A 24,501-nucleotide genomic window follows, 5' to 3' on the forward strand; every position below is an offset into this window, starting at 1 on the left:
TCTGCCTCCTTTCGTAAAACGGGCCCCGATCGTAACCGAACAGGGCCCCGCGTTATCTCAACCTACCTGCGCACGTTTGCGGTGTGCCGCACGGTGCGCGCAGGGCTACTCCGCAGCCTCGTCGGAAGCCGCCTTAGATGCTTCCTCAGGTTCGGGAGCAGGGCGCTTGTCGCCACCGTAGGTCACCGTGACCATGGCGGGGCGCAGGACCTTGCCGCCCATGCGATAGCCCTTCTGATACACGTCGTTCACCGTCTCGTCGTACTGGGACGCGTCCTCAACACGACCCACTGCCTGGTGAATATTGGGGTCGAAAGCATCGCCCCTGGGGTCGATGGGCTCCACGCCCTCGTGGTTGAACACCGTGAGAAGCTTCTCGCGTACAGCATCGACGCCATCCACGAACTGGCGGAAGTCATCGGCGAGCTCCTGGCTGCGCGCATGGTCGAGCGCGCGCTCCATATCGTCCACCACGGGAAGCAACGCCTCGACGAGCTTCTCGGTTGCACGGGCACGCTCGTCCAAGCGCTCCTGCGCAGTACGGCGACGGTAATTCTCCCAGTCGGCCTGCAGGCGTGCATGGCGATTCACCGCGTCAGCAGCCTTTTCCTCGGCGGCCTTCTGCGCCTCCGCAGCCTTCTCAAGCTGCGTGCGCACCTCGGTGAGCTCGTCTTGCGCCTTCTCAAACTTGAGCTTGAAATCGTTATCGGCGGCTTCCTCGCCCGCGCGAATGGCGGCCTCGACCATCTCTTCTTCTGTCATGACGTCAGCCTCCATCTCTTTCTCTGCCGGGGCATCCGCATCGTCGACAACGTCGGCAGCCTCTGTGGCTTCTGCTTCCGCGCCATCGGCCTCTGCAGCCTCAGCATCCTCAACAACCTCGAAGTCGGGCTCTGAAGCCTCCATAGGGTTCTCAACGGGAATCTTCATGTCCGTCTCCTTGAAAAAACGGGGCGGCCGGCAACCCAACCGCCCCAACTCATACGCGCAAGCGAGCGCTTACTCCTCGTCGTCAACAACCTCGTATTCAGCGTCGACCACGTCGTCATTGCCAGCAGGAGCGTCCGTGGCAGTGGCGGCCTGAGCGTCGGCGTAGACCATCTGCGCAAGCTCGTAGGCGACGGACTGCAGGCTGTCACCGGCGGCCTTGATAGCCTCGATGTCGGAACCCTCAAGCGCCTTCTTGGCGTCGGCGATTGCAGACTCGGCCTTGCTCTTGAGGTCGGCGGAAACCTTGTCGCCCAGCTCGTTCAGGGTCTGCTCGGTGGAGTAGCACAGGGAGTCGGTCTGGTTGCGAGCCTCGACTTCCTCCTTCTGCTTCTTGTCCTCCTCGGCGTGGGACTCGGCGTCCTTGACCATGCGATCGACTTCCTCGTCGGAAAGCGCAGTGGAGCCGGAGATGGTGATGGACTGCTCCTTGCCGGTGCCCTTGTCCTTAGCGGAGACCTTCACGATGCCGTTGGCGTCGATGTCGAAGGTGACTTCGATCTGCGGGACACCGCGACGAGCAGCCGGGATGCCGGAGAGCTGGAACTTGCCGAGGGACTTGTTGTCGCGTGCAAGCTCGCGCTCGCCCTGTAGCACGTTGATCTCAACGGAAGTCTGGTTGTCGGCCGCGGTGGAGTAGATCTCGGTCTTGGAGGTCGGGATCGTGGTGTTGCGGTCGATCATCTTGGTCATGATGCCGCCCATGGTCTCGACGCCGAGGGACAGCGGTGTCACGTCGAGCAGCAGGATGCCCTCGACGTCGCCGGTAAGCACGCCGCCCTGGACAGCCGCGCCGTTGGCAACGACCTCGTCGGGGTTCACGGACATGTTGGGCTGCTTGCCGGTCATGTTCTTGACGAGCTCCTGCACGGCGGGCATACGGGTGGAGCCGCCCACGAGGATGACCTCGTCAACCTCGGACAGAGACACACCAGCATCCTTCAGGGCCTTGGTCACAGGCGCCTTGCAGCGCTCGAGCAGGTCGCGGGTGATCTTCTCGAACTCGGCGCGAGTGAGCGTGTAGTTGAGGTGCAGCGGGCCAGTCTGGTTCATGGTGATGAACGGCAGATTGATAACGGCCTGCTGAGCAGCGGAAAGCTCCTTCTTGGCGTTCTCCGCGCCCTCCTTCAGGCGCTGCAGGGCCATGGGGTCCTTGCGGAGGTCGACGCCGTTCTCGGACTGGAACTTGTCGGCCATCCAGTCGATGACGCGCTGATCCCAGTCGTCGCCGCCCAGGTGGTTGTCGCCGTTGGTGGCCAGAACCTCGAACACGCCGTCAGCGAGGTCGAGCAGGGACACGTCGAAGGTGCCACCGCCCAAGTCGAAGACGAGGACCTTCTGCTCCTTGTCCTGCTTGTCGAGGCCATAGGCGAGTGCAGAAGCCGTAGGCTCGTTGACGATACGCTTGACCTCGAGGCCGGCAATGCGGCCGGCGTCCTTGGTAGCCTGACGCTGAGCGTCGTTGAAGTAGGCGGGGACGGTGATGACTGCCTCGGTGATGGTCTCGCCAAGGTACTTCTCGGCGTCGGCCTTCATCTTGGCGAGCGTCATAGCGGAAATCTGCTCGGGCGTGTACTCCTCACCGTCGATCATGACGACGCAACGGCCGTTGCTGCCCTCCTTGACCTCGTAGGGCACGGTCTTGAGCTCATCCTGGACCTCGGAGAACTTACGGCCCATGAAGCGCTTGATGGAGAAGACGGTGTTCTTGGGGTTGGTGACGGCCTGGTTCTTAGCTGCCTTGCCGACGATGCGGTCGCCCTCGGCACGGAAGCCGACGACGGACGGCGTGGTGCGGTCGCCCTCGGCGTTCACGATGGTGGTGGGGGTGCCGCCCTCGAGAACCGCCATGGCGGAGTTGGTCGTGCCCAGGTCGATACCGAGAATCTTGCTCATAGTTACATCCCTTTCGTTGGGTTTTGCGTGGCGCTCGCTCGCGGATGCACGCGGCGCTTCGGCGTTTGTTCACGGCATAGTTTATCCCCTTAAGCGGACAAATATACAAAATCTAAGTCAATCCATATAAGATTTTCTGCTGTTCATATTGATATGGTGGTTTACCTGCGATTTTCGCGCAAAAGTACGTTCAGCTTCGTGCGCCGCGATGGAAAAATCTCCATAACGTATCAACGCGCATATAAATACAGTCGTTTATCGAAGAAACAACGGCGCCATTGAGCAAGTCGGTGAACGGTAGCGAGAAAACGGCGGTGAGGGGTTGCGTCAAACGCGGCGCGTGGTACCTTACTGAACATACAGACCCGTTGCCTCTTCGGTTTTGGCATCGGGCATAACTGAGGAGGTTTATTATGGCTCATCCTATTATTGATGCTGACGAGTGCATCGCTTGCGGCGTTTGCGTCGACTCCTGCCCGTCCGGCGTTCTCGAGCTCGAGGACGTTGCCACCGTCGCCGACGGTGACGCCTGCGTGGCTTGCGGCGCTTGCCTTGACGCCTGCCCTGCCGGCGCCATCACCGAGATCGCCGAGGACTAACTCGTCTTCCCTCGCGTTTTCCTGAAGCGCAGAAAGCCCGACTCCACGCGGAGCCGGGCTTTTTCTTTGCGCGACGGAGCGCCTCGAATTGTGGTCAGATCAATTGGAACCCTGTGCTGAAAAACGCTGTTTCCAACGTAACGCCAAACGATGTGCAAAACCTAACGTGCCTATGCAGTGGCTCTGATGATCTTCGCTATCTCAAGCGCAACGTCCTCGGTTTGCGGTCGCACGCCAGGCCACTCAAAGAAACCGTGATCACACCCCGCATAGCGAATCGCGGTCACCGTCGCACCAGCATCCTGCAGCTTCTTCGCAAATTGCTCATCTTGGATACGCAGGTAATCGTATTCCGCACTCACGACAGTTGTCGGCGGGAACGCCGCAAGCTGTTCGGTCGTCGCGTACATAGCAGAAATCTTTGGATCCAAGAGCTTGTCTGCGTCCGCGGTGTACATAACGCCAAGCATGTCCTGAGAGCCGCGCAGGCGATCAACGCGTCCGCGCGCAACTTCGGCGTGCTCGGGAATAGCAAAGTATCGATCGTAACTCCATGATTCGCTCTCAGAACCAGCATCCGTTAACGGATACAACTCAACCGCTGCAGCAAACGCACCCTTAGGTAGCTCAAGAATGCATGCGTTCGTCAGGCTTCCACCCGCACTGTCACCCGCCACAACCAAGCGCGCAAGGTCTATACCATATTCTCCCGCATGGGAAGAGATATGGCGGATACACGTCAGGCAGTCCTCGATAGCAAGTGGAAAGCGCGCCTCGGGTGACAGGCGGTACTCAGGAAAAACCACAAGCGCATCTGCCTGCTCGGCAATATACGCCAAGGCACGACGATATTGCGTAACGTCACCCGACGTAAAACCGCCACCGTGGAGATAGAACAACACAGCAGAAGGGCGCGTCCGTGTAGCGGGTTCCCATGTATACACGTTAATCAGATGATCGTCAGCATCTACTAAAAACTCGTTAAAAACGATATCGCTCGATACTAAATCATTATCCGCTTTAAGTGGACGACGACGCATACCGAGCAGGCTCGTCAACGAGGGTGGCATTGAGGCAGCTGTGCCCGCCGCGGTCTTTTGCGCGCTCGCAAAGACGCGGGGGTCCACAACGCCTTCCCGTTCGTCATCGGGAACCGGCTTGACAACAACCTCAAGCCCATCGACGTTGACACGTCGGCAGTCGTTCTGCAAAACGTCAATCAAATCGGACGTGTATTCGCGCGACATGTCAGAGTTCCAAACGATCGAGTTCGGCGTCGAGCGCGGCGATGTCGCCATCATCCAGCTTCCAGTCGAACGCCGCGCAGTTTTCATCCGCGTGCTGAATGGTGCGCACGCCGACGAGCGAAGTCCCCACATAGTCCTTCTGGCAGCTCCAGTTGAGCGCCACCTGAGAAACGGGGGCGTTGTGCTTGTCCGCAATGACGTCCATGACCTTGAGCAGCTCCTGCACCTTGGAGAACTTGGGTTCACGGAAGTAGTCGTAGAACGTGAGACGTGTATCGCCCTCGGGGAAATCCGGGGTTGTGCGGAACTTGCCAGACAAAATGCCCGCACCCATGGAGCCATAGGTCATCGAATCGATTCCGCGCTCCACACCCCACTTCATAAGGTCGGTGAACTGGCGATCGACCATGGAAAACGGTGGCTGCTGCACATCGACTTTGCCGTACTTATTGCATTCTTCAATCATCTCGACGGTGAAGTTCGACACGCCGATGAAGCGAATCTTGCCCTGCTTGCGAAGTAGCTCCAGGGCGGTCATGGTCTCGGCGAACGGCGTGTTCATATCCGGCCAGTGGATGAAATAGAAGTCGATATGGTCGGTCTTGAGGTTGTAGAGAGAACTTTCGACCTCGCGCATGACATTCTTGAAGCTCGAATCGCGATCGTAGCCGTTCGCGCTGGTCACGAGGCCGAACTTCGTGGACAGAAGAACGCGGTCGCGATAGCCGCCCGCAAGCGCATCGCCGACGACTTTTTCCGCGTAGCCGTTTCCGTAACACGGTGCCGTATCGACCAGGTTGACGCCATTGTCAATCATGCGGCGAATCGCCTCGACGGAGGCCCCGTAATCAACTGGTCCGTAATTGTCTCCGCCGATCGCCCATGTGCCAACGGCAACCTCGGAAACATCGACATCTGCGTTGACGAAATGCTTGTAGCGCATAGACGCCCCTTTCGTATATGGGAATTGCGGCAACTGACAACAGCCGACTCCCCAAGCGGCAACCGGCTGTTGCGAGATAACCTATGATACCGTGCTGGCGCACTTACACGATGCCAACGAAGCCCATGATGAGGGCGGCAACCATCACACCGACGAGAATCCAGTTGACGTTGACGTTCTTCTTGAGCAGCCAAAGGCAGAACAGAGTAAGGCCCAGGGGAATAATGCCCTTGAAAATCGAATCCAGATACGTTTGGACCATGATGGGATCGGCGTCTTGGACGGGGATGGACAGAATGGTGTTGAAGCTGACGTTCGCCGCCGTCATGGCTCCAATCATCACAAGGCCAACAGTCGAGGTCGCCTTGGTGATGAGCTTCATGAGACCGCCCTCATAGAGCTGGGAGATGAAGTTCGTTCCCATCTGGAAGCCAAGGTAAGTCATGAAATAACGGCACAGAATGGAAGGGATGTTGTAGATGAGCAGGAACATAATCGCGCCGAGCGGTGAGCCGCTCATGGCAAGGTTGATGCCGATGCCCGCAGCGATGACGCGCAGAACGCCCCAGAAGATGGCATCGCCGATGCCGGACATGGGCCCCATGAGCGAAACCTTGATGCCATCGATGGATTCGGTATCGAAGTCATCATGCTCGGAGTTCTCGTGCTCCATGGAGGCAACGAGGCCCATGGCGAACGTGCCGACGTTCTGGGTGATGTTGTACCACGTGGTATGACGACGCATCGCATCGGCGAGCTTTTCCGGATCGTCCTTGTAATAGCGGTTGAGCGCGGGTTGGATGGAGTAGAGCCAACCGTCGGCACCGCCCTTGACCGAGCCGCCGGCGCAGGATGCAAACACGGAGAAGGAGCGCAGGAAGATCTTGTTGAGCATCTTCTTATCTTCGGCGCTCGTGGTTTTGGTCATAGTGCTCATGCGAAGAAATCCTCCTCATCGGACTTATCGGAACCTGCGGCGACAACGGCGACGCCCTTGTGCTCCAGATCGAACAGCTCTTTGTCGCGGAGCGCTTGGATTACGGCGAAGACCACGCCGATAACCGCAATGGCAATCATGGGCATACCCAGATAGATGTAGAGGACAAAGCCCAGGAAGAAATAGACAGCGAGCTCCTTGCTCCAGAGCATCTTAAGCAGCAGGGCCATACCGACCGCAGGGAGCAAAGCGCCCACCGCGTTGAGACCGGCCATGACATTTGCCGGGATCTGGTCGACGATGGCGGCAACGGGCTCGGCACCAAGGTAAACGCCCAGGAACGCGATCAGGCCGAAGAGGGCGTACTTCAGGAACCACAAAACGTAGTGCTGGACCGCCAAGCCGCGTTCGTTGCCCTCGGCGGCGAGCTTGTCAAAGCTCGCGGTGAACAGAGCCAGGACGATGTTATTCAAGAAGATGGACGCGAACGCGGTCACAACGCCCACGGGAACGGCGAGCGTGATCGATGCGCCCTGGTCGATGCCCGCGCCGACGGTGAATGCAACCGCGAGGGCAGTCGCGGTAACGGGCTCGGCGGAGATGGCACCGCCGATGTTCACCGAACCCATGAAGATGGCCTCGAGCGAGGCTCCGATGACGACGCCGGTCTTGACGTCTCCCATAAGTATGCCCGCGATGAGGCCGACCACCAGGGGCCTCTCAATCATGCACTGGCCGAGCAGCCAGTTGCCGCCGTAGCAAATCACTACGGTCAGCCAAGCCATACATGCCAAACCGATCATTTCAGCTTCCTTTCCCTTTCTCTTTGCCCCAGTGGGGCCTTACACACGTATCGAATGGGCCGCTTCTGAATACCAGACCTATTTCTCGGCGGCTTTGATGAGATTCGCAATCGGCGTCTTCCCATGCTGAGGGATGAGCTGGTGGAACACGGGGATACCCTGCTCGCAAAGCTCCTTGGTGGCCGCAAGCTCATCGGGGTTGAGCATGATGGTGTCGTTGAGCTGTACTTTGAGTGCAGGATCGGACTTGTCGAACCGGCCGACGTTCGCCACGTTCACCTCGGCGACACAACCCGGGGCACCCTTGACGAGCGCGAGGACATCCCTCATGCAGTTGGTGAGCGCGAAGATGCGCATGTCCTTCGCGCGGGGATCGCTCGCCACGCGCGCTGCATCCTCAACGGTCTTCACCAAAAGCTTCTGCCCCGCAGGCGTCGCCATCTGCAGCGTCATGCGAAGGGCGTCATTTGCCACCGCCGCATCATTCGCCACGATGATGTGTCGGGTATTGAGCTCCTTGCTCCACACCAACGCAACCTGCCCATGGATCAAGCGGTCATCGACTCGAACTTGGACAATCATGCATTTCTCCTTTCCATACGCCTTATTGGCGCCGTATTCGTTCTGGGACTTGTAAGCGTGCTACTCGAAAAACCCATCGTCGGACGAGGAGTCCTCATCAGCAGCGGCAAGCTCTGAAACCGGCTTGACGCGCTGCATGAGAGCCGAGGCGCCAGACACGATCTCGTCCATCACCTCGGGCGTAAGCGGGTCGGTGCGAATGAGGGCCTCGATGACCGCCGCTAAATTCACGCCCGTCACGTGGACGATGCCCTTCTTTTCGGGCTCGAGCAGCGCTACCTTTTGAAACACGCTGCCACCGTAGATATCGGTGAAGATGACCGCGTCGTCTTCAGGGGCGACCGAGTCGATGAACTCCTGGATGCGCGGCGTGTAATCGCTCTCGTCCACATAGGCGTTGACCGCCGTGATGAGGTCTTGGTTGCCCGTGAGGATGCCCACCGAGCTCTTGATGCCGTCGGCAAGATAGCCGTGGGACGCCACAAGGATCTTTTTCATGCCGCACCCCTTTACAGCGAATAGCCGTTGGGATTGAGCAGGCGAATCTTGCTCGCAACGAATGCCGTCATGTCGGCACCAATCTCGTTGAAAAGCCCGAAGCCGTTGCCGTCATATACCTGGCTGTCGATGTTCTTCTCAAGCGAGCGGTACATGGCGCGGAAGTACTCCGTTGCGATGTTGTACTTGCTCATGCCCAGGTTCACGGTCTCCTGGAGCTGCTCATCGGGAATATCGGAACAGCCGTGCATGACCAACGGGACCTCGACCGCAGCACGGACATCCTTGATGCGCTGCATATCCAAGTTCGGGGTCTTGACGTACGGGCCATGGGCGTTTCCCACGGCGATAGCGAGCGAACCGCAGCCCGTGCGCTCGACGAACTCCGCCGCCTGATCCGGGTCGGTGTACATGTCAGAGCCGATGAAGTCATCTGCGTTGGAGCCATCGCCGACATGCCCGAGCTCGGCTTCTATGTCGACGTCGAAGACCTTGCCGACTTCTGCGACCGCGCGGGTCAACGCCACGTTCTCCTCGTACGGGAGGGAGGAGCCGTCAACCATGACCGAGGGGAATCCGTCACGGATGCCGCCCACTGCGATGTCATAGCCGGCGGAGTGGTCGAGATGGACTGCCACGGGAACCGACGCGCGCTCCGCATAATGGCGGGCGATGGCGGAGACGAGTGCAAGCGGGACGTAGTCCTTGAATCCCGGATAGTACTGAACGATCACCGGCATGTGTTCCTGCTCGGCACCCGCGACGATATACTTGATCGTCTCGAAGTTGAATGTGTTGATCGCCGGCACGCCATAGTGATGCTCCGTGGCATCTTTGAGCAGCTCGTTTACCTTTACAAGCGCCATTGCAATCTCCTTTCCAGTTGCGATCTTTTGCCACCTACGACTATTGACAGACGGCCCAATAGAGCCGATTTGTCCAACAGGACCGGTTGTTCCCACTCAACCTGTCGCCATCGATTGACGGTCGACCCCGCTCATCCGATATGCGCAGAACACGACAAGCGTTCCAGCAAGAACCAGACCGGCAATGAGGAAAAACGCCGCCCGCATGCCGAACGCGTCTCCAATCACCCCACCCACCAAATTGGCGACGAGCATGGCGACGCCGCTTTGGACCATGACGAGAATGCCCTGCGCCTGCGACTGATGACCGAAAAGCGCTTCTTTTGAGACGTATTGGGTGCAGGAATAGTAGACGGTCATGTACGTGATGCTTTGCATCAGCTGCCCCGCGACCATGGACGGGATTACGCCGAGCCCGATGAGGACAACGCGCACCACCATGAAGAAACACGAGGCGATGAGCAGCTTGACCTCGCCAAAACGACGGACGATCGCATCGGCGAACAACAGGATGGGAAGCTCGCTCAAGGCGGAGATCATGCTGAGCGTGCCCACGAGGCCTTGGCCATATCCAAGCTCCACGACGTAGCGACCCAAAAAGCTCCCTGCAAAACCCAGACCAATTTGACTGACCAGGGCAAAAAGCAGCACGTAGATGACTTCGCGCGTGCGAAAAACTCCGAAAATAGGGCGCACGGACCGTTGGGATATCCGCTGCTTATCGGAACAGGCCGCCGACGCACATGAGGCTTCAGCGCCCCGGTCCTGCGAGTGCGGCGCGCCCGGCTTCGCGGGCAACAGGACTATGGCACCCAGGAATGCGATGCACAACAGGGAGACGATTACAAACTGGACTTCGGGATGTCCCTCAAGATACATACCGATGACGAAAACGACGAATGCGTAGCCGAGTGTTCCGCCCATGCGGATACGGGCGAACTCGATGCCCCGCTCGGAACATCCCTCTATTACCAGGGCGTCGCACAGGGGAAGGAGCGCGGAGAAGAACGACGCAAACGCGATGGTCGCAATAAGGACGACCGAATAGCCGGTCCCGGCGTAATACGCCCAGACCGTAAGAGCCGAGAGCGCAGACAGCAGGGCCAAAACCGCTTTGCGTTTTCCCGTCCTATCGCTGAGGCGGGCCCAAAGCGGCTGAATGGCGATAACAGCGACGGGCTGGATGATGAGAAGCGCTCCGATTTGGGTCGCAGATAGCCCAATCGACGTAAAGTACGAGCTCAGGAATGGAGAGTATGCTCCCGCCACCATCCAATATGAGACATTCGCGGCAAGAAAACGAAGGGCTGTTCTAGGAGACCCCTCCCCCCGCGTGTCCGCCTTCAGACTGGAAGGATGCAGAACTGCTGGATTATTATGCTGACCTGCACTCATGCAATCCCTCCCTTAATCTTGGTGTACCATTGTTTCATTCAAATCAGTTTCTACTAAACTGTGTTTCATATGGTATTCTACAGATGAAACAACAGTTCATTCCTTCCGCAAACGGTAGGAAATTGGCGGCGAGCGTTTTAGAAAGGTCGATATATGGGAACTAATCGTGACGTTATCGAGGCCCTCTGCACCTCATATGACAATCTCTCAAAAACCGATCAGAAAATTGCCGCGTTCATTCTTGATAACCGAAATAATGTTCCTCACATGGCGATGCGTGAAATTGCCCAGCAATGCGGTATTTCGAGCCCCACAATCTCACGTTTCATCAAACGGCTTGGCTATGCAGACTTTAATGACTTACGGCTTAATCTCGCACGGAGCTCGAACGGCGACGCCGCGGCGCCATCCCTAGTCGGCAAAAGCACCGGCACCATTTCGCTCGACCGTTTTCAGGAGTCGTTGCATTACATCCTGACGTGTAAAACTGCTGAGCTCGCTGATACCGTTGCACAAATTGACGAAAAAACAATCGTTCACCTTGTAGAAAATCTAAAAAATGCAGGCACAATTGTGGTTACAGGCGTTGGAAACACTAAAACGTTGGCTGACAATATGGCTTTCAAGCTGAGGCATATCGGACTTCCAGGAATCTCGTTTTCAAGCGCATCTGACGCTATTGCATTCATCCCGACAATGACAAAAGAAGACATCTTGGTCATTATCAGCTCGTCCGGCATTTCGCGCAGACTTAACGTGCTTACCAAACTGGCAACAGAGCTCTCTGTCCCCATTGCGCTCATAACCTCAAATCCTGAGTCACCCCTCATCGGCACAGCAAACTATCTCGTTATGTCAACACAACGTGATCGTTTGTTCGCATATGGAGTTCCGTTCTCACATAACTCGGTCAACTTCATCATTGAGATTCTCTTCCTGTTTATTCACGCAAGCAGCAAAGAGGCCCGTGAACACGTGCTGCGCTACTCGAACGTCCAGGGCCAAATCGACCGGAACTTGAACATGTCAACAGGGGAATTCGTTCCCATCGAGAAATAACCAGGCTCTTCTCTCACGTTTCGATAAAGTGCAGAAGGCCCGACTCCTACGAAGCCGGGCCATTTTATGCTCGGAAAGACACCTCGAGTTGCAGGACTTCAACACGGAGCGCCATTCGTTTCGAAATTCGGAAGCTATATCAAAACCCCTGGAGTAGCCGCCTGTTTTCGACACTCATGCGACAATGTTTGACCAGATAACTGCTTTATCTGGCTAAAGTGTACTTCACCTCTCCTGCTTTATCTTCAGATTTTCGAAACGAATGGTGCCTGGGTCGAGATGAGCGCACGTTGCAGAGACGTTTCGCGTACCTACATGGCAAATCGCCCTTGCGTAGCTAATTACTCTTGTGAACCCAATCGCCCTTACGCAGCCGGCTGCTCTTGTGCGCCCAATCGCTCTAGCGCCAAATCACCTCCGTCTGCGACATGAAATGTCATCGCGTGGGTATACGAAACCCATACGTTACGCAAGGACGCCGCCCCTCCAGCGGGCCATCAGCACACTAAGGAGCTTGAACATGAAGGTTGTCATCATTGGAGGCGTCGCAGGTGGAGCCACTGCAGCCGCGCGTCTCAGACGTTTGGACGAGCAGGCGGAAATCGTCATCATCGAACGCACCGGATACGTCAGCTACGCCAACTGCGGCCTGCCCTATTACGTGGGCGGCACCATCACCGACCGCCGCAAGCTCACGCTGCAAACGCCCGAAAGTTTCCGCAGCCGCTTCCGCATCGACGTGCGCGTGAACCAAGAAGCAACCGCAATTGACCGCGCGGCCAAAACCGTCACGGTGCACCGCCTTGACACAGGCGAAACCTATACGGAAAGCTACGACAAACTCATCCTCTCACCCGGCGCACACGCCACGATCCCCAACACCCCCGGCGTCGACGGCGAACGTGTATTTACCTTGCGCACCGTCGAAGACACCTTCCGCATCCATGACTTTGTAACAAGCGAGCAGCCGCGCTCCGCCATCGTGATCGGCGCCGGGTTTATCGGGCTCGAAATGGCCGAGAACCTGCGTGATCGCGGCGTGGACGTCACCGTAGTCCAACGCAGCGGCCACGTCATGCCCACCCTCGATGAGGACATGGCCGCCATCGCCCACAATCACCTGCGCTCGCATGGCGTACGCCTGTTGCTTAACACGCAGGTCGAGCGCATCGAGAGCGAAGGCGGCCCTGCTCGCGCGCAGCTGGTGGGCGGCGGTGAGCTCGCAGCGGACATGCTCATTCTCTCCATCGGCGTCACACCCGAAAGCACGCTGGCGCGCGACGCCGGCCTTGAACTCGGCGTCCGCGGGGCCATCCGCGTTGACGAGCACATGCTCACGAGCGATCCCGACATCTACGCCGTGGGCGACGCCGTGCAGGTCAAGCACTACGTAACGGGCGACGACGCGCTCATCGCGCTTGCCGGCCCCGCCAACAAGCAGGGCCGCATTGCCGCCGACAACATCTGCGGCATCGCGAGCACCTTCATGGGTAGCCAGGGCTCATCGGTCCTCAAGTTGTTCGACCTCACCGTTGCGACAACCGGCCTCACGCGACGCGCGGCCCAAGCCGCAGGTATCGACGCTGCACACGTGATCCTCTCGCCTGCCAGCCACGCCACGTACTATCCCGGCTTTGGCAACATGACCATGAAGGTCGTATATGAACCTGCAACGGGTCGTATTCTGGGTGCGCAGATCATCGGCACCGACGGCGTGGACAAGCGCGTCGACGTGGTGGCAACCGCCATCCACGCCAACATGACTGCCGCTGATCTCGCCGAACTCGACCTCGCCTATGCGCCGCCCTACTCGTCCGCCAAAGACCCGGTGAACATGGCAGGCTTTGTGATTGAGAACATCCGCGAAGGGCGCGTTGACCAGCTCACCTGGGAAGAGGCACTTGCGCTGCACGCCGCTGGAAATGGGGACGGCACCCAGAACGCCGCCACCCCGAACGACACCACAACCGAAGATGCCGAGAGCGCTGCAGCCGACATTGCCAAACACGCCGACACCGTCCTCCCAACGGTCTTCCTCGATACGCGCACGACCTATGAGTTCGACGCCGGGCACATCGCGCACGCGTTGCACATCCCCCTCGATGACCTGCGCGATCGCTTGGACGAACTGCCGCGCAACACGCGTCTGCTCACCTACTGTCAAAGCGGTCTACGCAGCTACGTTGCCTGCCGCATTCTCATGCAGCACGGTTTTGCGTGCACCAACATCGCAGGTGGCTACGGTTTCTATCAGGAAACGCTCCTGGATCAGGAAACCCGACGCGTCGGGGTGGCCGATTGCGGCATTGCTCTCGAGTCGTAGCGCCCGAACAAAACAATTAATCCGATGACGTAACGTGCTGGAGTCTGGGTACATGCTGGACGATTTCTTCCAGATTGACTCCGGCACTGTGCCACGCTATCAAGACACACACTCTCATTTTTTGAAGCGCAGTAGCCTAGCGACGTGACGTACCGCCCGTACGACTACGACCGTCGCCTGAGCACCTTACGCCAAGCCCCTAATCGTCGTCCCCGCTTGCACCGAGCTGGATGAGGATGGCAAGTGCCGCCTGAACCGGTCCCATGCCGCCGTTCGCGGTATCGGCGTTGATACCGCGCCCAATGCCCGATCCGTTGCCCACGCCCACGCGATACGGCACCGAGAACTTACGCGACTTGGGAAAGTTCACCGCCCCCAGCTTGGTCCGCAGCTCGAAAGCAACGTCCTTGGGTACATCAACGCCCTGGTAGGTGAGCTTGCCCGCCGAAAGCATCACGCTCTCGAGCCCCAGCCTGTCCGCGCGAATGCGGATGCGCGTGCGGTCTAACAGGTTTTGGGCGGCCTCGGGCAACGCTCCAAACGTCTCCTCGCACTCCTCCTGCAACTCGTCCACGGTTTCGAGCAAATCGGCCGCAGCAAGTTTGCGGTACATCAAAACGCGCTGGTCAACAGCGGGCACATAGTCCTCCGCTAAGTAGAAATCAGCCGGCAGGTTGATGCCCACGCTCGCCTGCTCCACATCCGTACCAACCTCGCCGCGTGCCTCTGCCACTGCCTGACCGAGCATCTGCGTAAATAAATCGAAGCCCACGCTCGACAAATTGCCATGCTGTTCGGCGCCCATGAGCGAGCCCGCACCGCGAATCTCAAGGTCGCGCATGGCGATACGCATACCGCTGCCCAGATCCTGGAACTCTGAAAGCGCGGTCAAACGAGCCGTCGCTTCTTCGGTAAGCGGAATCTCGCCGGGGAACATAAAGTACGCGTACGCCTGCGTTGCCGAACGGCCCACACGTCCCTTCAACTGGTAAAGCTGCGCCAAACCCAAACGTTGCGAGTCCTCGATGATCAGTGTGTTAGCACGCGAGTTGTCGATGCCGCTTTCCACAATCGTGGTCGCGATAAGCACGTCGATTTTCTTGGTGGCGAACTGCACCATCACGTCTTCGACCTCGCGCGGGCTCATCTTACCGTGCGCCACACCGATGCGCGCCTCAGGTGCCGCCTCAAGCACGCGCTCAACAGCGTCGTCGATGGTCTTCACGCGGTTCGAAACGTAATACACCTGGCCGCCGCGTCCGATTTCCAAGCGAATCGCAGCCGAAACCACATCGGGATCGTACTCACCCACATGCACCGCAACGGGACGTCTGCCCGTGGGCGGCGTGGTAATGAGGCTCATATCGCGAACGCCGCTCATCGCCATCTGCATGGTGCGCGGGATAGGCGTTGCCGAAAGCGTGAGCACGTCAATCTGCTCACGCAGGTTCTTGAGCTGCTCCTTGTGTTGAACGCCGAACCGCTGCTCCTCGTCGATGATGACCAGGCCGAGGTCGTGCGGATTCACATCCGCAGAGAGCAGGCGATGTGTGCCGATGAGCACGTCCACACGTCCCTCTGCAAACGCCGCAAGGGCCTTGCGCTGCTGCGCAGGTGTGCGGAAGCGAGAGAGCACCTCGACCTCTACGCCAAACGGTGCGAAGCGCTCGAAGAAAGTCTCGAAATGCTGTTGAGCCAAAATCGTCGTGGGGCAAAGCACCATGACCTGACGTCCGCCATCCACGCATTTGAACGCGGCGCGCAAAGCAACCTCCGTCTTGCCAAAGCCCACATCGCCGCAGAGCAGGCGATCCATCGGCTTGCTTGACTCCATATCAGCCTTGATGTCGGTGATGGCGTCGAGCTGATCGCGCGTTTCCTCGTAGGGGAAGCTCTCCTCCATCTCGATTTGCGCGGGACTGTCCGGCCCGAACGAAAAACCAGTGATAGAGCTGCGGCGCGTATAAAGATCCACCAGGTCAAATGCGAGTTTCTTCGCGCTCTTGCGCGCCTTGGTGGTCGCGCGGCTCCAGTCGGCGGTGTTCAAGCGCGTAAGACGCGGACTGTCGCCGTCCGGGCCCACGTAGCGCGAGATGCGGTCGACCTGCTCGAGCGGAACATAAAGCTTGTCCCCGCCCGCATACTCCAGCAGGAAGTAATCGCGCTCTTTGCCCGCGACTTCCTGACGCACGATTTCGGAAAACAATGCCACGCCATGCGTGCTGTGCACCACGTAATCGCCCGGCTTGAAGGGAAACGTCACCTCAGTGATATCCACCCGTCTGCGCGCACGCCCGCGATGGGCGCTCATACGCGCGTTGAGGTCGGCAACGGAAAAAACGGCCAGGTGAGCGCTGGGAATCACCACGCCTGAGGGAATGGGCAGATCGATAAAGGTCACGCGCCCGCGCGTAATGGTGGGCACGGTGATGCGGGAACCGTCTTCGATATCGCGCGCGTTGATCTTGTCGGCATCGCGCTTGAGCAGTGCAACAGAAACCTCGCCCTTTCCAACCACACCCGAATTTTCAGGTGCGGCCTGCAGCGACTCCTCAAATGGAATCAACTCGTCGGTAAACGTAAGTTCCATCGACTCGCGAGCACCGCGGTCGGGAATGGCGAATACGCAGGCAAACCGATTGTTGACCACCTCCTGAATGCGGCTGATAAACCGATTGTCGGATCCGGCGAGTGCAGGCTGCTCAATCTTGAGCTCCGCCGTAACGGAACCGCCCGCGCGGATAAGGCTCACATAGTTCAAACGCTGTTGACGACCGAAGTCGAGCTCTTGCGGGCGCACGTACAACCCATCAAGGCGCGTGATTCTCGCCTCGCCCGCACGACGTTCAAGATCCTCATACGCACGCGCGCAATCGTCAAACAACGAACGCGGCTCGGATAGGATCACCAACGCGTCCTTATGCACATGCACCAGCGGACTCACCGTGTTCTCGTACATAAGCGGTAAGAACCGTTCAAGTTCGGGAGTGACCACGCGTGCCTGGACAAGCTCGAGCAGGGCGGCAAGCTCCGTATCGTCCTGGGCGGGCAGGTACAGCGCCGCCGAGATGCGCTTTACCGCGTCATCGGTGAGCGCAAGCTCACGCACGGGGCTGATTTCAACTTGCCGTTCGTCGCCGATGGTCTGACCAGTCGAGGGAACCATGAGGCGGATGCGGTCAATCTCATCGCCGAAGAATTCCATGCGCACCGGCGCCGTTGCCTGCGCCGCCCAAATATCAACCGTGTCGCCATGTACGTTGAACAGGCCGGGGGCGTCCGCCGCCTCGGCTCGCGTATACCCCATGCCCACCAGACATTCAGGCACGTTCTCAAACGGCACTTCTTGCCCCACGGCAAACGTGGACGAAGCCCAATAACGACTCGAGACGGGAGGCACGCAGCGCAAAAGCGCGCGGGCAGATGTCACCATGATGCACGATTCGCCCCGGGCAATACGCGACAAAGCGGCACAACGAGCGGCAACTATTACGTCATCAGGCTGCGTGCTTTTCCAGGGATAATCTTTACGCTCAGGGAAGCGTGCGACGCGCTCCAATCCTACGTACGCGGCAAGCGCTCGGGCGGCACGGTCGGCAGTCTCCTCCCCCGAAACGATGTACACCGTCGGGCGAGGATTGCGTGCAAACTGGGCGGCGACCATAAGTGTGCGCCCAGACTGCGACACCGCAAGCGTCGCGTCATCACCCGCCGCAAGCACAGACTCGATTGTTTGCATCGACTCGTCGGTATAGAGTTGCGCAGCGATACGATGAATCAGCATGTCGCTCCCGTTTCTTTGACTTCCCAATTCGTCTGGTGCACGCTCGGCAAATTTAATCGGCAATCGAGCGCCAAAACCCGCCCAAAAATACTTTTGGGCGGGTGATTTCGTTTCGTTGTGTCGGTTATTCTACCGCAGAATCAACCTTGTAATTAGGGTCCTACATGGTAGAACCCCACGCAGCGCGATCCTATGCTTTGGCCTCCAACATCGTAGGCTCCACGTCGCATCGTGTCGCCCCTCGCAAACGTCACCGTGCGCTCGGGCAGATATCGGCAAGAGGGCATTCCCCGCACAGGGGTTTTCGCGCGTCGCAAATCTCACGACCAAGCATGATCCACTGATGGTTCACGTCGTTCCAATACTCGCGCGGCAAAATCTTGAGCAGATCCTGCTCGGTTTTAAGCGGCTCCTTCTCATGCGTTTTGGGAGAAAGTGCCAAACGATGCGCGATACGGTTCACATGCGTATCAACCGCAATGCCCTCTACGATGCCATAACCCACGTTGAGCACGATGTTCGCCGTTTTGCGTCCAACACCCGGTAGCTTTACGAGCTCCTTCATGTCAGCGGGGACCACGCCGTCATAATCGGCAACGATCATCTGAGCGCATTCAATGCAATGCTTCGCCTTGGTTTTGTAAAAACCAAGCGACCTGATCACGCCCGAAAGCTCCTCATACGTTGCGCTCGCCATCGCCTCGGGCGTAGGCCAACGCCGGAACAGCTCAGGTGTCACTTTGTTGACCTGGGCATCGGTCGTCTGAGCCGAAAGCAGTACCGCGATGACCAGCCTAAACGGATTCTCATGGTCGAGGAAACACTCAACGGGACCGTATCGATCGTTCAGGCGCTTGCACACCTCAATAGCCCGCTCACGTTTCACAGCATTCGATTCGCGCGGCATATTGCCTCTCCCTCCGCATCAAGCGTCCAACGGCAAACGCGTTTAATACGCGCCTGCACGGTGTCCCCATCTTAGCGGAAAGCGAAACGCACCATGCTCACGAGGCAAATGCGTTGGCGAGCACGTCCCGTCCGTTGGCAAATAGGCCCTGCAGAGCGAGCATAACCTCCTCGGGACTTGCACCGTTGAGAATAAACGTCAGCGCATAGGAAGCAACAAATACCGCAATCACCGCTAACGGCACCGCTACAACAAGTGCCAACAAACGCAAAGCATGTCCGAGCTTGGAGTGGAAAACTCGCTTCTTGTCGTAAGCGAGCTCGGCGCGGTATGCGTCCGCCGCGCAAGACGCATATGAATCCGTTTCCGTCGATTCGGAATACGCGCCATCCCGCCCTGATCGGCTCCATGCAAAACCGCGTCGTCCGACATGCCCTTTCAAAGCGGCTGCAGCATCATCCCCAGTGGATGCATGCATATTCGGTTCATCCAAATCCATGCAGTCGGAAATCGCCGCCTGTCGTGCTGTGCCTGCGCGACGTTTCCACTCCTCGCGCTCTCTTGCGCGCCGAGGTGACTCAATGAAAAGCTCCATGCAAAAGCCTCCTTCAAGCGGGGGCGCGCATAGAGGAAGACCCCCAGCATGACGCTTGTCAAGCTGGGGGTCAATCGGTCATATGGCTTTCTCGGTTACCGAAAACTACCAATTAGTAGTTGACGACATGCTCCTCGAAGTGAGCCTGCGGATGAGCGCACACCGGGCACATCTCAGGGGCGGTCGGGCCAACATGCAGATGGCCGCAGTTGAGGCACTTCCACACCTTCACGCCCGGGCGATCAAAGACCTCGCCGCGCTCGACGCGCTCGGCGAGCTTGTTGTAGCGCTCCTCATGAGCCTTCTCAACGGCGCCGACACCACGGAACTTAGCGGCAATAGCAGTGAAGCCCTCTTCCTCGGCGGTCTTGGCGAACTCGTCGTACATGGTGGTCCACTCATAGTTCTCACCAGCAGCGGCGTCGCGCAGGTTGTCCAGCGTACCGGGAACAGCGCCACCATGCAGCTCCTTGAACCACAGCTTGGCATGCTCGGACTCGTTCTGGGCGGTCTCCATGAAGATGTTGGAGATCTGAACATAGCCGTCCTTCTTGGCCTTGGATGCATAGTAACGATACTTAGTGTGGGCCTGGGACTCGCCAGCAAACGCAGCCTCAAGGTTCTTCTTAGTCTGAGAGTTCTCGAAATCCATTGGTGCCTCCTTCTTTGGTGCGCGGGACTTAGCTGAATAGACGCACCGTATCTACTCGTCCTTACTCGGTGGCGCCAAGTTAACGCCATCTTACTGAGAAAGGTGTACCCGAATTTTGGAACTCATAACTCAGAAGTACGATTCTTTTCAAATCCAAATTGCGTGACATCTCGCCGGTAAAATCTTTTGAGGCAACCCGATACCAAACGGCCTTCAGACACCTAGCAAATCTGCCACAAACCATCTCGATCGGTGCAAAATCCCTCACGTTTGAGATCGGCCAGAATTGAAAGCACCACATCGTCCTCAACCGCAGGACGCGTGGCCTTTAGCTCCTGCTCGTTAAGCAGTATGCACACCGCATGCGTCTCAAGCATCTCTCCATGCGTCTGAGCATCGAGCAGGATTCTGACGATTTCCGCGCGTTTCTGACGGCGCGAGCCTTCGAACTTGGACTGCCTCGCATAGGTCTTGGAGCGTCGAGACGGATTGGGCACAGTCTTCTTGAGATATGCGCCGTAGTCGAGCAGTGCGTAGTACCACGAACGAGGTGTATCGTCGTCATCTTGCGGTGGAGCAAAGCGCAGGCCGTCAACTTCAACCACATTTCCCGCATTAGCCGCACCGTCAACTCCATCATCTACGCTCGCCAAGCCCGCAGGCAGAGGACACGCAGCCTCAATCAGCGGAATCAGCTCCTTGTCAGGCACAGCCGGGACATCCGGGAAGAAATGGTGCAAAAAGACCGTGCGCACATTGGTCTCGAGATACACACCAGGCAGATCAAAGGCAAATGAGCGAATACCCTGAGCCGTCGCGGGACCGATGCCCGGGAGAGACACCAGATCGCGCGTGTCTCGGAGGAACTCCCCATCAAAATCCCGAACGATCGCCTCCGCCGCCGCCTTGAGAGCAAGCGCACGACGGTTGTAGCCCATGCCCTGCCATGCGGCTAGAACGTCAGCCGTACTTGCTTCCGCAAGCGAAAAAACACTTGGAAAGCGATCGAGCCATTCAGCCCAACGCGTCTGTACACGAGCCACCTGCGTCTGCTGCAGCATGACCTCCGAGAGCCAAATCTCGTACGGGTCGCGCGTCCGACGCCACGGTAAATCGCGATAGAGACGAGCTCCCTCCGCACGGACCAACGTTCGGAAGGGTTCATTCGTCATAAGATCTCCTGCTATGGGTGCTTACGAAATAAAGAGAGACTACTCGACGTTGTTGAAAATGCGAGGAGCATTTGCACAACCGGCGTATTCAGCGAAGCAGTCCCTGTTTGCAAACTTGGGATCGACCGCAGGGAACGCACGGCAGTTCACCACATCATCGAGGGTAACGGAATCCAAATAGCTCCGGAGAAGCGCCTGTGCACCCACCCAAATGGGATGATAGCAACAGCCCTCCATACGCCCACACACACCGCCTTCGGCCGTGCAATCGTTCATGACGAGCGGACCTTGAACTGCCTCGACAATTTGGCGAATCGTCACCTCTTTGGGGTCAACTTTCAGGCGCATGCCGCCGCGAACGCCGCGCAGGCTTTCGATAATCCCCGCCTGAACAAGCCCATGCTGAATGGAGCGCGCAAACGAATAAGGCACGTCGACCTGATCAGCAGCCGAGCGGACGGACATAAGTCCATCCTGACCGCTGGCGAGCATGGAGAGTAAGCGAAGGGCATAATCGGTTTTGCGAGAAATGTCCATGTTTGCTCCTTGTGGCATAACGACCGCGAGGGACAACAGCTACTGACCCTAGGTTTGTGTAATAACACGTCCCCAACTATAAGCCTAGAAGGCCGACCTGCACAAATATTGCCGACTCTTACCAATGTTGCATAACCTAACAAAAAAGGCGCTCCGAAGAGCGCCCTAAAATTCGACTGGTGCGGCGTACAGGATTCGAACCTGTGACGTTCTGATTCGTAGTCAGACCCTCTATCCAGCTGAGGTAACGCCGCAACGCAAGGAGTATATTCGCACACGACCCCATGAGAGTCAAGGGTATTTCTCAGAAAAATGTAAAGTTTCAAGTCCGTTTCCAAACACCTGTCTTCCATATCGAAAACAACGGAGCAAAGGACGCTCTATAATTTGGACACCCTCTATGCTATTGTCAAAGAACTCGCAGGTAAACAAACTGGTTATGTCTGCCTGCACACGGGCAAACAGCCGATCTCGTCGTCGTAAAACCAAGCTGTCTGTTTGTTAACCCATCTGAACAACGGCGCTATCGCGCAATTGCATGCTCGTAAACGGAGTAGGGAATCTCGAGATCCTTCATCAGCCGACGCAAGCGACGAAAACAGTTGTAGCCCGTGAACTCCATACGCAATACGGCGGGCAGCATGCGCGCCTCATCCACGTGAAAATAGGAAAGCAATTCTCCGACGCCCTCCGGCGAAACCTCCACCTCAATGCGATGGGGCGTTTCCTCAAAACACCAATCGGTAAGCGGGCCGTCGCTCTCTTGCATAACCCTTAGGGATCCATCGCTCGCCACCGCACACTCTATGCGCATCGCCTCCTCATCGTCTGCACTCTCGAACAATACCGCTCCGCAATCGAATACATCCATAAACTGCTCCCCTCTTCTGCCGTCTGCCCGTATCAAGAGTATACCCAAAAAATAGAACATATGTTCGTGTATTCAATATGAACATGACGTTTTCGGAAAGGGAATTTGTCCAATTGAAGTGCTAGCGAAGACGAAAGGGCGGCCGCATAACGCGACCGCCCTTGTAAGCGCTTTGATTTTCGATGCGGCTTTCTACGCCAGCGGCTCGATTTTCTCAATGCCGCCCATGTAGGGACGCAGGACCTCGGGCACCGTGATAGAACCGTCGGCGTTTTGGTAGTTCTCCATGATGGCAGCCATAGTGCGGCCCGTGGGCAGGCCGGAGCCGTTCAGCGTGTGCACGAAGCGCGTGCCCTTGAAGTTCTCGGGGTCGCGGTACTTGATGTTGGCACGACGCGCCTGGAAGTCGCCGCAGTTCGAACAGGAGGAGATCTCCTTGTAGGCGTTGTAGCTCGGCAGCCACACCTCGATATCGTAGGTCTGACGTGCGGAGAAGCCCAGATCGCCCGTGCACAGGGAGATCACGCGATACGGAAGCTCGAGCTGCTGCAGGAGGTACTCAGCCTCGGCAACCATGCTCTCGAGCTCGGCATCGGACTCCTCCGGCTTGGCAAACTTGACCATCTCGACCTTGGTGAACTGGTGCTGGCGAATGATGCCGCGCGTGTCGCGGCCGGCCGAGCCCGCCTCCTCGCGGAAGCAAGGCGTGCCGGCGGTGTAGCGCAGCGGCAGTTGGGCACCGTCGAGGACCTCACCAGCATGGAGATTGGTCAGCGCAACCTCGGCGGTGGGGATCAGGAACTGGTCGACGCCCGTGTGATAGGCGTCTTCCTCGAACTTGGGCAGCTGGCCCGTGCCGTACATGATTTCGCGATTGACAATCACCGGCGGGATGAACTCGGTGAACCCGCGGGAGATGTGCGTGTTGAGGAAGAAGCTCTGCAGCGCGCGATCGAGCGTGGCACCCGCGCCGGCAAGCACGGTAAAGCGCGCGCCAGACAGCTTGGCACCGCGATCGAAGTCGAGGATGCCCGTGTCGGTGCCCAGGTCCCAGTGCGCCTTGGCCTCAAAGCCCTCGGCAGCGAAATCGCGCGGGACACCCCAGCGGCGACGCTCGGGGTTCTCGTTCTCGTCCACGCCCACCGGAGTGGCATCGCACGGAATGTTGGGGATACGGCACATGAAGTCGGCAAGTTCTGAATCCAGGGCGCTGCGGCGATCGGCCAGGCCCTCGATCTGGTCGTTGACCTGGCGCACCGCTTCCTTGGCGGCCTCTGCCTCGTCCTTTTTGCCCTCTTTCATGAGGACGCCGATCTTCTTGGATTCGGCGTTGCGCGTGGCCTGGAGCTCCTCCACTTGGGCGATGACAGAGCGGCGCTCCTCATCCAGCTGGAAGAACTTCTCGCGATCCCAGCTGCCCTGGCGATTTGCCATGGCGGTGTCAAGCACCTCGGGATTCTCGCGGACGAATTTGATGTCGAGCATGATGCCTCCGTGTTCAATTTCTGGCGTATATGCATGCGCATGACTGACGGTTGTGCAGTGCAAGTATATACTGGTGGGCAAATTTGCGAACACGGTTCAGCCAAGAAAGCAGGACGTAACCATGGATCAGATCTTCAATTTCCTTTTCGGCACCCGCGAGGGCGTGGCAGTCCTGTTCTTTTCGGGCCTTGTAATCTTTGGCATCGCGGCGGCTGTGCTCGAAAAACGCACGAGCAAGATCTATGTCGACCGCGGCCCCAAAAAAGACGACGAGGACTCCTGGTTCTAGCCCCTCTGCCGCACATTTAGGCAGGTAAAAGCGCGGTTCCCTTTTGCCGCTCCGCCAAATTCCATGTCCTATGA

General features: G+C 58.0%; 22 protein-coding genes and 1 tRNA gene. 4 read left to right on the forward strand and 19 right to left on the reverse strand.

Annotation, left to right across the window (positions count from 1 at the left end; all coding sequences use genetic code 11):
* Positions 1–105: 105 nt before the first annotated feature.
* Both C1711_RS04715 and dnaK read right to left on the reverse strand, forming a co-directional pair.
* A complete protein-coding gene (locus tag C1711_RS04715; protein WP_102338016.1) occupies positions 106–930 on the reverse strand; it encodes a nucleotide exchange factor GrpE in 825 nt (274 codons plus the stop codon).
* Positions 931–999: 69 nt separating this feature from the next.
* The gene (gene dnaK / locus C1711_RS04720; protein WP_102338017.1) at positions 1,000–2,883 is read right to left on the reverse strand and encodes a molecular chaperone DnaK; all 1,884 of its coding nucleotides are present in this window, start codon (positions 2,881–2,883) and stop codon (positions 1,000–1,002) included.
* 413 nt (positions 2,884–3,296) lie between these two features.
* On the opposite strand from dnaK, the gene C1711_RS04725 reads away from it, so the two are divergent.
* Entirely contained in the window at positions 3,297–3,482 is a 186-nt protein-coding gene (locus C1711_RS04725) for a DUF362 domain-containing protein (protein ID WP_102338018.1), read from the forward strand.
* Between the two features lie 170 nt (positions 3,483–3,652).
* On the opposite strand, the gene C1711_RS04730 is transcribed toward C1711_RS04725, so the two are convergent.
* The 8 genes from C1711_RS04730 to C1711_RS04765 form a co-directional block, all read right to left on the reverse strand.
* The gene (locus C1711_RS04730) at positions 3,653–4,729 is read right to left on the reverse strand and encodes an alpha/beta hydrolase (RefSeq protein WP_159060053.1); all 1,077 of its coding nucleotides are present in this window, start codon (positions 4,727–4,729) and stop codon (positions 3,653–3,655) included.
* 1 nt (position 4,730) lies between these two features.
* Positions 4,731–5,672 (reverse strand): aldo/keto reductase, encoded by a 942-nt coding sequence (locus tag C1711_RS04735; RefSeq protein ID WP_102338020.1) that lies wholly within the window; start codon positions 5,670–5,672, stop codon positions 4,731–4,733.
* 103 nt (positions 5,673–5,775) lie between these two features.
* The gene (locus tag C1711_RS04740; RefSeq protein WP_102338021.1) at positions 5,776–6,609 is read right to left on the reverse strand and encodes a PTS system mannose/fructose/sorbose family transporter subunit IID; all 834 of its coding nucleotides are present in this window, start codon (positions 6,607–6,609) and stop codon (positions 5,776–5,778) included.
* Complete coding sequence (locus tag C1711_RS04745; protein WP_102338022.1) at positions 6,606–7,412, reverse strand: PTS mannose/fructose/sorbose/N-acetylgalactosamine transporter subunit IIC; 807 nt, start codon at positions 7,410–7,412, stop codon at positions 6,606–6,608. Before C1711_RS04745 ends, C1711_RS04740 begins: the two co-directional genes overlap by 4 nt.
* 78 nt (positions 7,413–7,490) lie before the next feature.
* Positions 7,491–7,994, reverse strand: a complete 504-nt coding sequence (locus tag C1711_RS04750) for a PTS system mannose/fructose/N-acetylgalactosamine-transporter subunit IIB (protein ID WP_102338023.1) — start codon at positions 7,992–7,994, stop codon at positions 7,491–7,493.
* A gap of 60 nt (positions 7,995–8,054) precedes the next feature.
* Positions 8,055–8,492 carry a PTS sugar transporter subunit IIA gene (locus tag C1711_RS04755; RefSeq protein ID WP_102338024.1) on the reverse strand — a complete coding sequence of 146 codons (438 nt, stop codon included), beginning with the start codon at positions 8,490–8,492 and terminating at the stop codon, positions 8,055–8,057.
* An 11-nt stretch (positions 8,493–8,503) separates the two neighbouring features.
* The gene (locus tag C1711_RS04760; RefSeq protein WP_102338025.1) at positions 8,504–9,358 is read right to left on the reverse strand and encodes a class II fructose-bisphosphate aldolase; all 855 of its coding nucleotides are present in this window, start codon (positions 9,356–9,358) and stop codon (positions 8,504–8,506) included.
* Positions 9,359–9,454: 96 nt separating this feature from the next.
* Entirely contained in the window at positions 9,455–10,753 is a 1,299-nt protein-coding gene (locus tag C1711_RS04765; RefSeq protein ID WP_102338026.1) for an MFS transporter, read from the reverse strand.
* A gap of 153 nt (positions 10,754–10,906) precedes the next feature.
* Here C1711_RS04765 and C1711_RS04770 point away from each other — a divergent pair, with 153 nt between their 5' ends.
* Both C1711_RS04770 and C1711_RS04775 read left to right on the forward strand, forming a co-directional pair.
* Positions 10,907–11,812, forward strand: a complete 906-nt coding sequence (locus C1711_RS04770) for a MurR/RpiR family transcriptional regulator (RefSeq protein WP_102338027.1) — start codon at positions 10,907–10,909, stop codon at positions 11,810–11,812.
* Between the two features lie 520 nt (positions 11,813–12,332).
* Positions 12,333–14,135 (forward strand): FAD-dependent oxidoreductase, encoded by a 1,803-nt coding sequence (locus C1711_RS04775; RefSeq protein ID WP_102338028.1) that lies wholly within the window; start codon positions 12,333–12,335, stop codon positions 14,133–14,135.
* Between the two features lie 199 nt (positions 14,136–14,334).
* On the opposite strand, the gene mfd is transcribed toward C1711_RS04775, so the two are convergent.
* From mfd to serS, 9 genes are all read right to left on the reverse strand, one after another.
* Complete coding sequence (mfd, locus tag C1711_RS04780; protein ID WP_102338029.1) at positions 14,335–17,919, reverse strand: transcription-repair coupling factor; 3,585 nt, start codon at positions 17,917–17,919, stop codon at positions 14,335–14,337.
* A 250-nt stretch (positions 17,920–18,169) separates the two neighbouring features.
* A complete protein-coding gene (gene nth / locus C1711_RS04785; protein ID WP_102338030.1) occupies positions 18,170–18,826 on the reverse strand; it encodes an endonuclease III in 657 nt (218 codons plus the stop codon).
* Between the two features lie 97 nt (positions 18,827–18,923).
* Complete coding sequence (locus C1711_RS04790; protein ID WP_102338031.1) at positions 18,924–19,421, reverse strand: hypothetical protein; 498 nt, start codon at positions 19,419–19,421, stop codon at positions 18,924–18,926.
* Positions 19,422–19,533: 112 nt separating this feature from the next.
* Positions 19,534–20,073: a rubrerythrin gene (gene rbr, locus C1711_RS04795; RefSeq protein WP_102338032.1), complete on the reverse strand. Its 540-nt coding sequence runs from the start codon at positions 20,071–20,073 to the stop codon at positions 19,534–19,536.
* Between the two features lie 221 nt (positions 20,074–20,294).
* The gene (locus tag C1711_RS04800; protein WP_102338033.1) at positions 20,295–21,245 is read right to left on the reverse strand and encodes an HhH-GPD family protein; all 951 of its coding nucleotides are present in this window, start codon (positions 21,243–21,245) and stop codon (positions 20,295–20,297) included.
* A 39-nt stretch (positions 21,246–21,284) separates the two neighbouring features.
* On the reverse strand, positions 21,285–21,782 hold the full coding sequence (locus tag C1711_RS04805; protein WP_102338034.1) for an RrF2 family transcriptional regulator: 498 nt from the start codon (positions 21,780–21,782) through the stop codon (positions 21,285–21,287).
* A gap of 177 nt (positions 21,783–21,959) precedes the next feature.
* Positions 21,960–22,036: transfer RNA gene (locus tag C1711_RS04810), tRNA-Arg, on the reverse strand.
* A 269-nt stretch (positions 22,037–22,305) separates the two neighbouring features.
* Positions 22,306–22,653 (reverse strand): hypothetical protein, encoded by a 348-nt coding sequence (locus C1711_RS04815; RefSeq protein WP_102338035.1) that lies wholly within the window; start codon positions 22,651–22,653, stop codon positions 22,306–22,308.
* Between the two features lie 192 nt (positions 22,654–22,845).
* Positions 22,846–24,138, reverse strand: coding sequence for a serine--tRNA ligase (gene serS / locus C1711_RS04820; RefSeq protein WP_102338036.1), 1,293 nt, complete (start codon positions 24,136–24,138; stop codon positions 22,846–22,848).
* Positions 24,139–24,259: 121 nt separating this feature from the next.
* Here serS and C1711_RS07795 point away from each other — a divergent pair, with 121 nt between their 5' ends.
* Positions 24,260–24,427, forward strand: coding sequence for a DUF6724 family protein (locus tag C1711_RS07795; RefSeq protein WP_199824841.1), 168 nt, complete (start codon positions 24,260–24,262; stop codon positions 24,425–24,427).
* The last annotated feature ends 74 nt before the right edge of the window (positions 24,428–24,501 follow it).

This window comes from Collinsella provencensis, from assembly GCF_900199705.1.
Taxonomy (GTDB): domain Bacteria; phylum Actinomycetota; class Coriobacteriia; order Coriobacteriales; family Coriobacteriaceae; genus Collinsella; species Collinsella provencensis.

What these genes read in the sequence shown, in the direction of transcription:
- C1711_RS04715 (WP_102338016.1), bottom strand. Translation starts at nt 930, where the DNA reads ATGAAGATTCCCGTTGAGAACCCTATGGAGGCTTCAGAGCCCGACTTC.
- dnaK (WP_102338017.1), bottom strand. Translation starts at nt 2,883, where the DNA reads ATGAGCAAGATTCTCGGTATCGACCTGGGCACGACCAACTCCGCCATG.
- C1711_RS04725 (WP_102338018.1), top strand. Translation starts at nt 3,297, where the DNA reads ATGGCTCATCCTATTATTGATGCTGACGAGTGCATCGCTTGCGGCGTT.
- C1711_RS04730 (WP_159060053.1), bottom strand. Translation starts at nt 4,729, where the DNA reads ATGTCGCGCGAATACACGTCCGATTTGATTGACGTTTTGCAGAACGAC.
- C1711_RS04735 (WP_102338020.1), bottom strand. Translation starts at nt 5,672, where the DNA reads ATGCGCTACAAGCATTTCGTCAACGCAGATGTCGATGTTTCCGAGGTT.
- C1711_RS04740 (WP_102338021.1), bottom strand. Translation starts at nt 6,609, where the DNA reads ATGAGCACTATGACCAAAACCACGAGCGCCGAAGATAAGAAGATGCTC.
- C1711_RS04745 (WP_102338022.1), bottom strand. Translation starts at nt 7,412, where the DNA reads ATGATCGGTTTGGCATGTATGGCTTGGCTGACCGTAGTGATTTGCTAC.
- C1711_RS04750 (WP_102338023.1), bottom strand. Translation starts at nt 7,994, where the DNA reads ATGATTGTCCAAGTTCGAGTCGATGACCGCTTGATCCATGGGCAGGTT.
- C1711_RS04755 (WP_102338024.1), bottom strand. Translation starts at nt 8,492, where the DNA reads ATGAAAAAGATCCTTGTGGCGTCCCACGGCTATCTTGCCGACGGCATC.
- C1711_RS04760 (WP_102338025.1), bottom strand. Translation starts at nt 9,358, where the DNA reads ATGGCGCTTGTAAAGGTAAACGAGCTGCTCAAAGATGCCACGGAGCAT.
- C1711_RS04765 (WP_102338026.1), bottom strand. Translation starts at nt 10,753, where the DNA reads ATGAGTGCAGGTCAGCATAATAATCCAGCAGTTCTGCATCCTTCCAGT.
- C1711_RS04770 (WP_102338027.1), top strand. Translation starts at nt 10,907, where the DNA reads ATGGGAACTAATCGTGACGTTATCGAGGCCCTCTGCACCTCATATGAC.
- C1711_RS04775 (WP_102338028.1), top strand. Translation starts at nt 12,333, where the DNA reads ATGAAGGTTGTCATCATTGGAGGCGTCGCAGGTGGAGCCACTGCAGCC.
- mfd (WP_102338029.1), bottom strand. Translation starts at nt 17,919, where the DNA reads ATGCTGATTCATCGTATCGCTGCGCAACTCTATACCGACGAGTCGATG.
- nth (WP_102338030.1), bottom strand. Translation starts at nt 18,826, where the DNA reads ATGCCGCGCGAATCGAATGCTGTGAAACGTGAGCGGGCTATTGAGGTG.
- C1711_RS04790 (WP_102338031.1), bottom strand. Translation starts at nt 19,421, where the DNA reads ATGGAGCTTTTCATTGAGTCACCTCGGCGCGCAAGAGAGCGCGAGGAG.
- rbr (WP_102338032.1), bottom strand. Translation starts at nt 20,073, where the DNA reads ATGGATTTCGAGAACTCTCAGACTAAGAAGAACCTTGAGGCTGCGTTT.
- C1711_RS04800 (WP_102338033.1), bottom strand. Translation starts at nt 21,245, where the DNA reads ATGACGAATGAACCCTTCCGAACGTTGGTCCGTGCGGAGGGAGCTCGT.
- C1711_RS04805 (WP_102338034.1), bottom strand. Translation starts at nt 21,782, where the DNA reads ATGGACATTTCTCGCAAAACCGATTATGCCCTTCGCTTACTCTCCATG.
- C1711_RS04815 (WP_102338035.1), bottom strand. Translation starts at nt 22,653, where the DNA reads ATGGATGTATTCGATTGCGGAGCGGTATTGTTCGAGAGTGCAGACGAT.
- serS (WP_102338036.1), bottom strand. Translation starts at nt 24,138, where the DNA reads ATGCTCGACATCAAATTCGTCCGCGAGAATCCCGAGGTGCTTGACACC.
- C1711_RS07795 (WP_199824841.1), top strand. Translation starts at nt 24,260, where the DNA reads ATGGATCAGATCTTCAATTTCCTTTTCGGCACCCGCGAGGGCGTGGCA.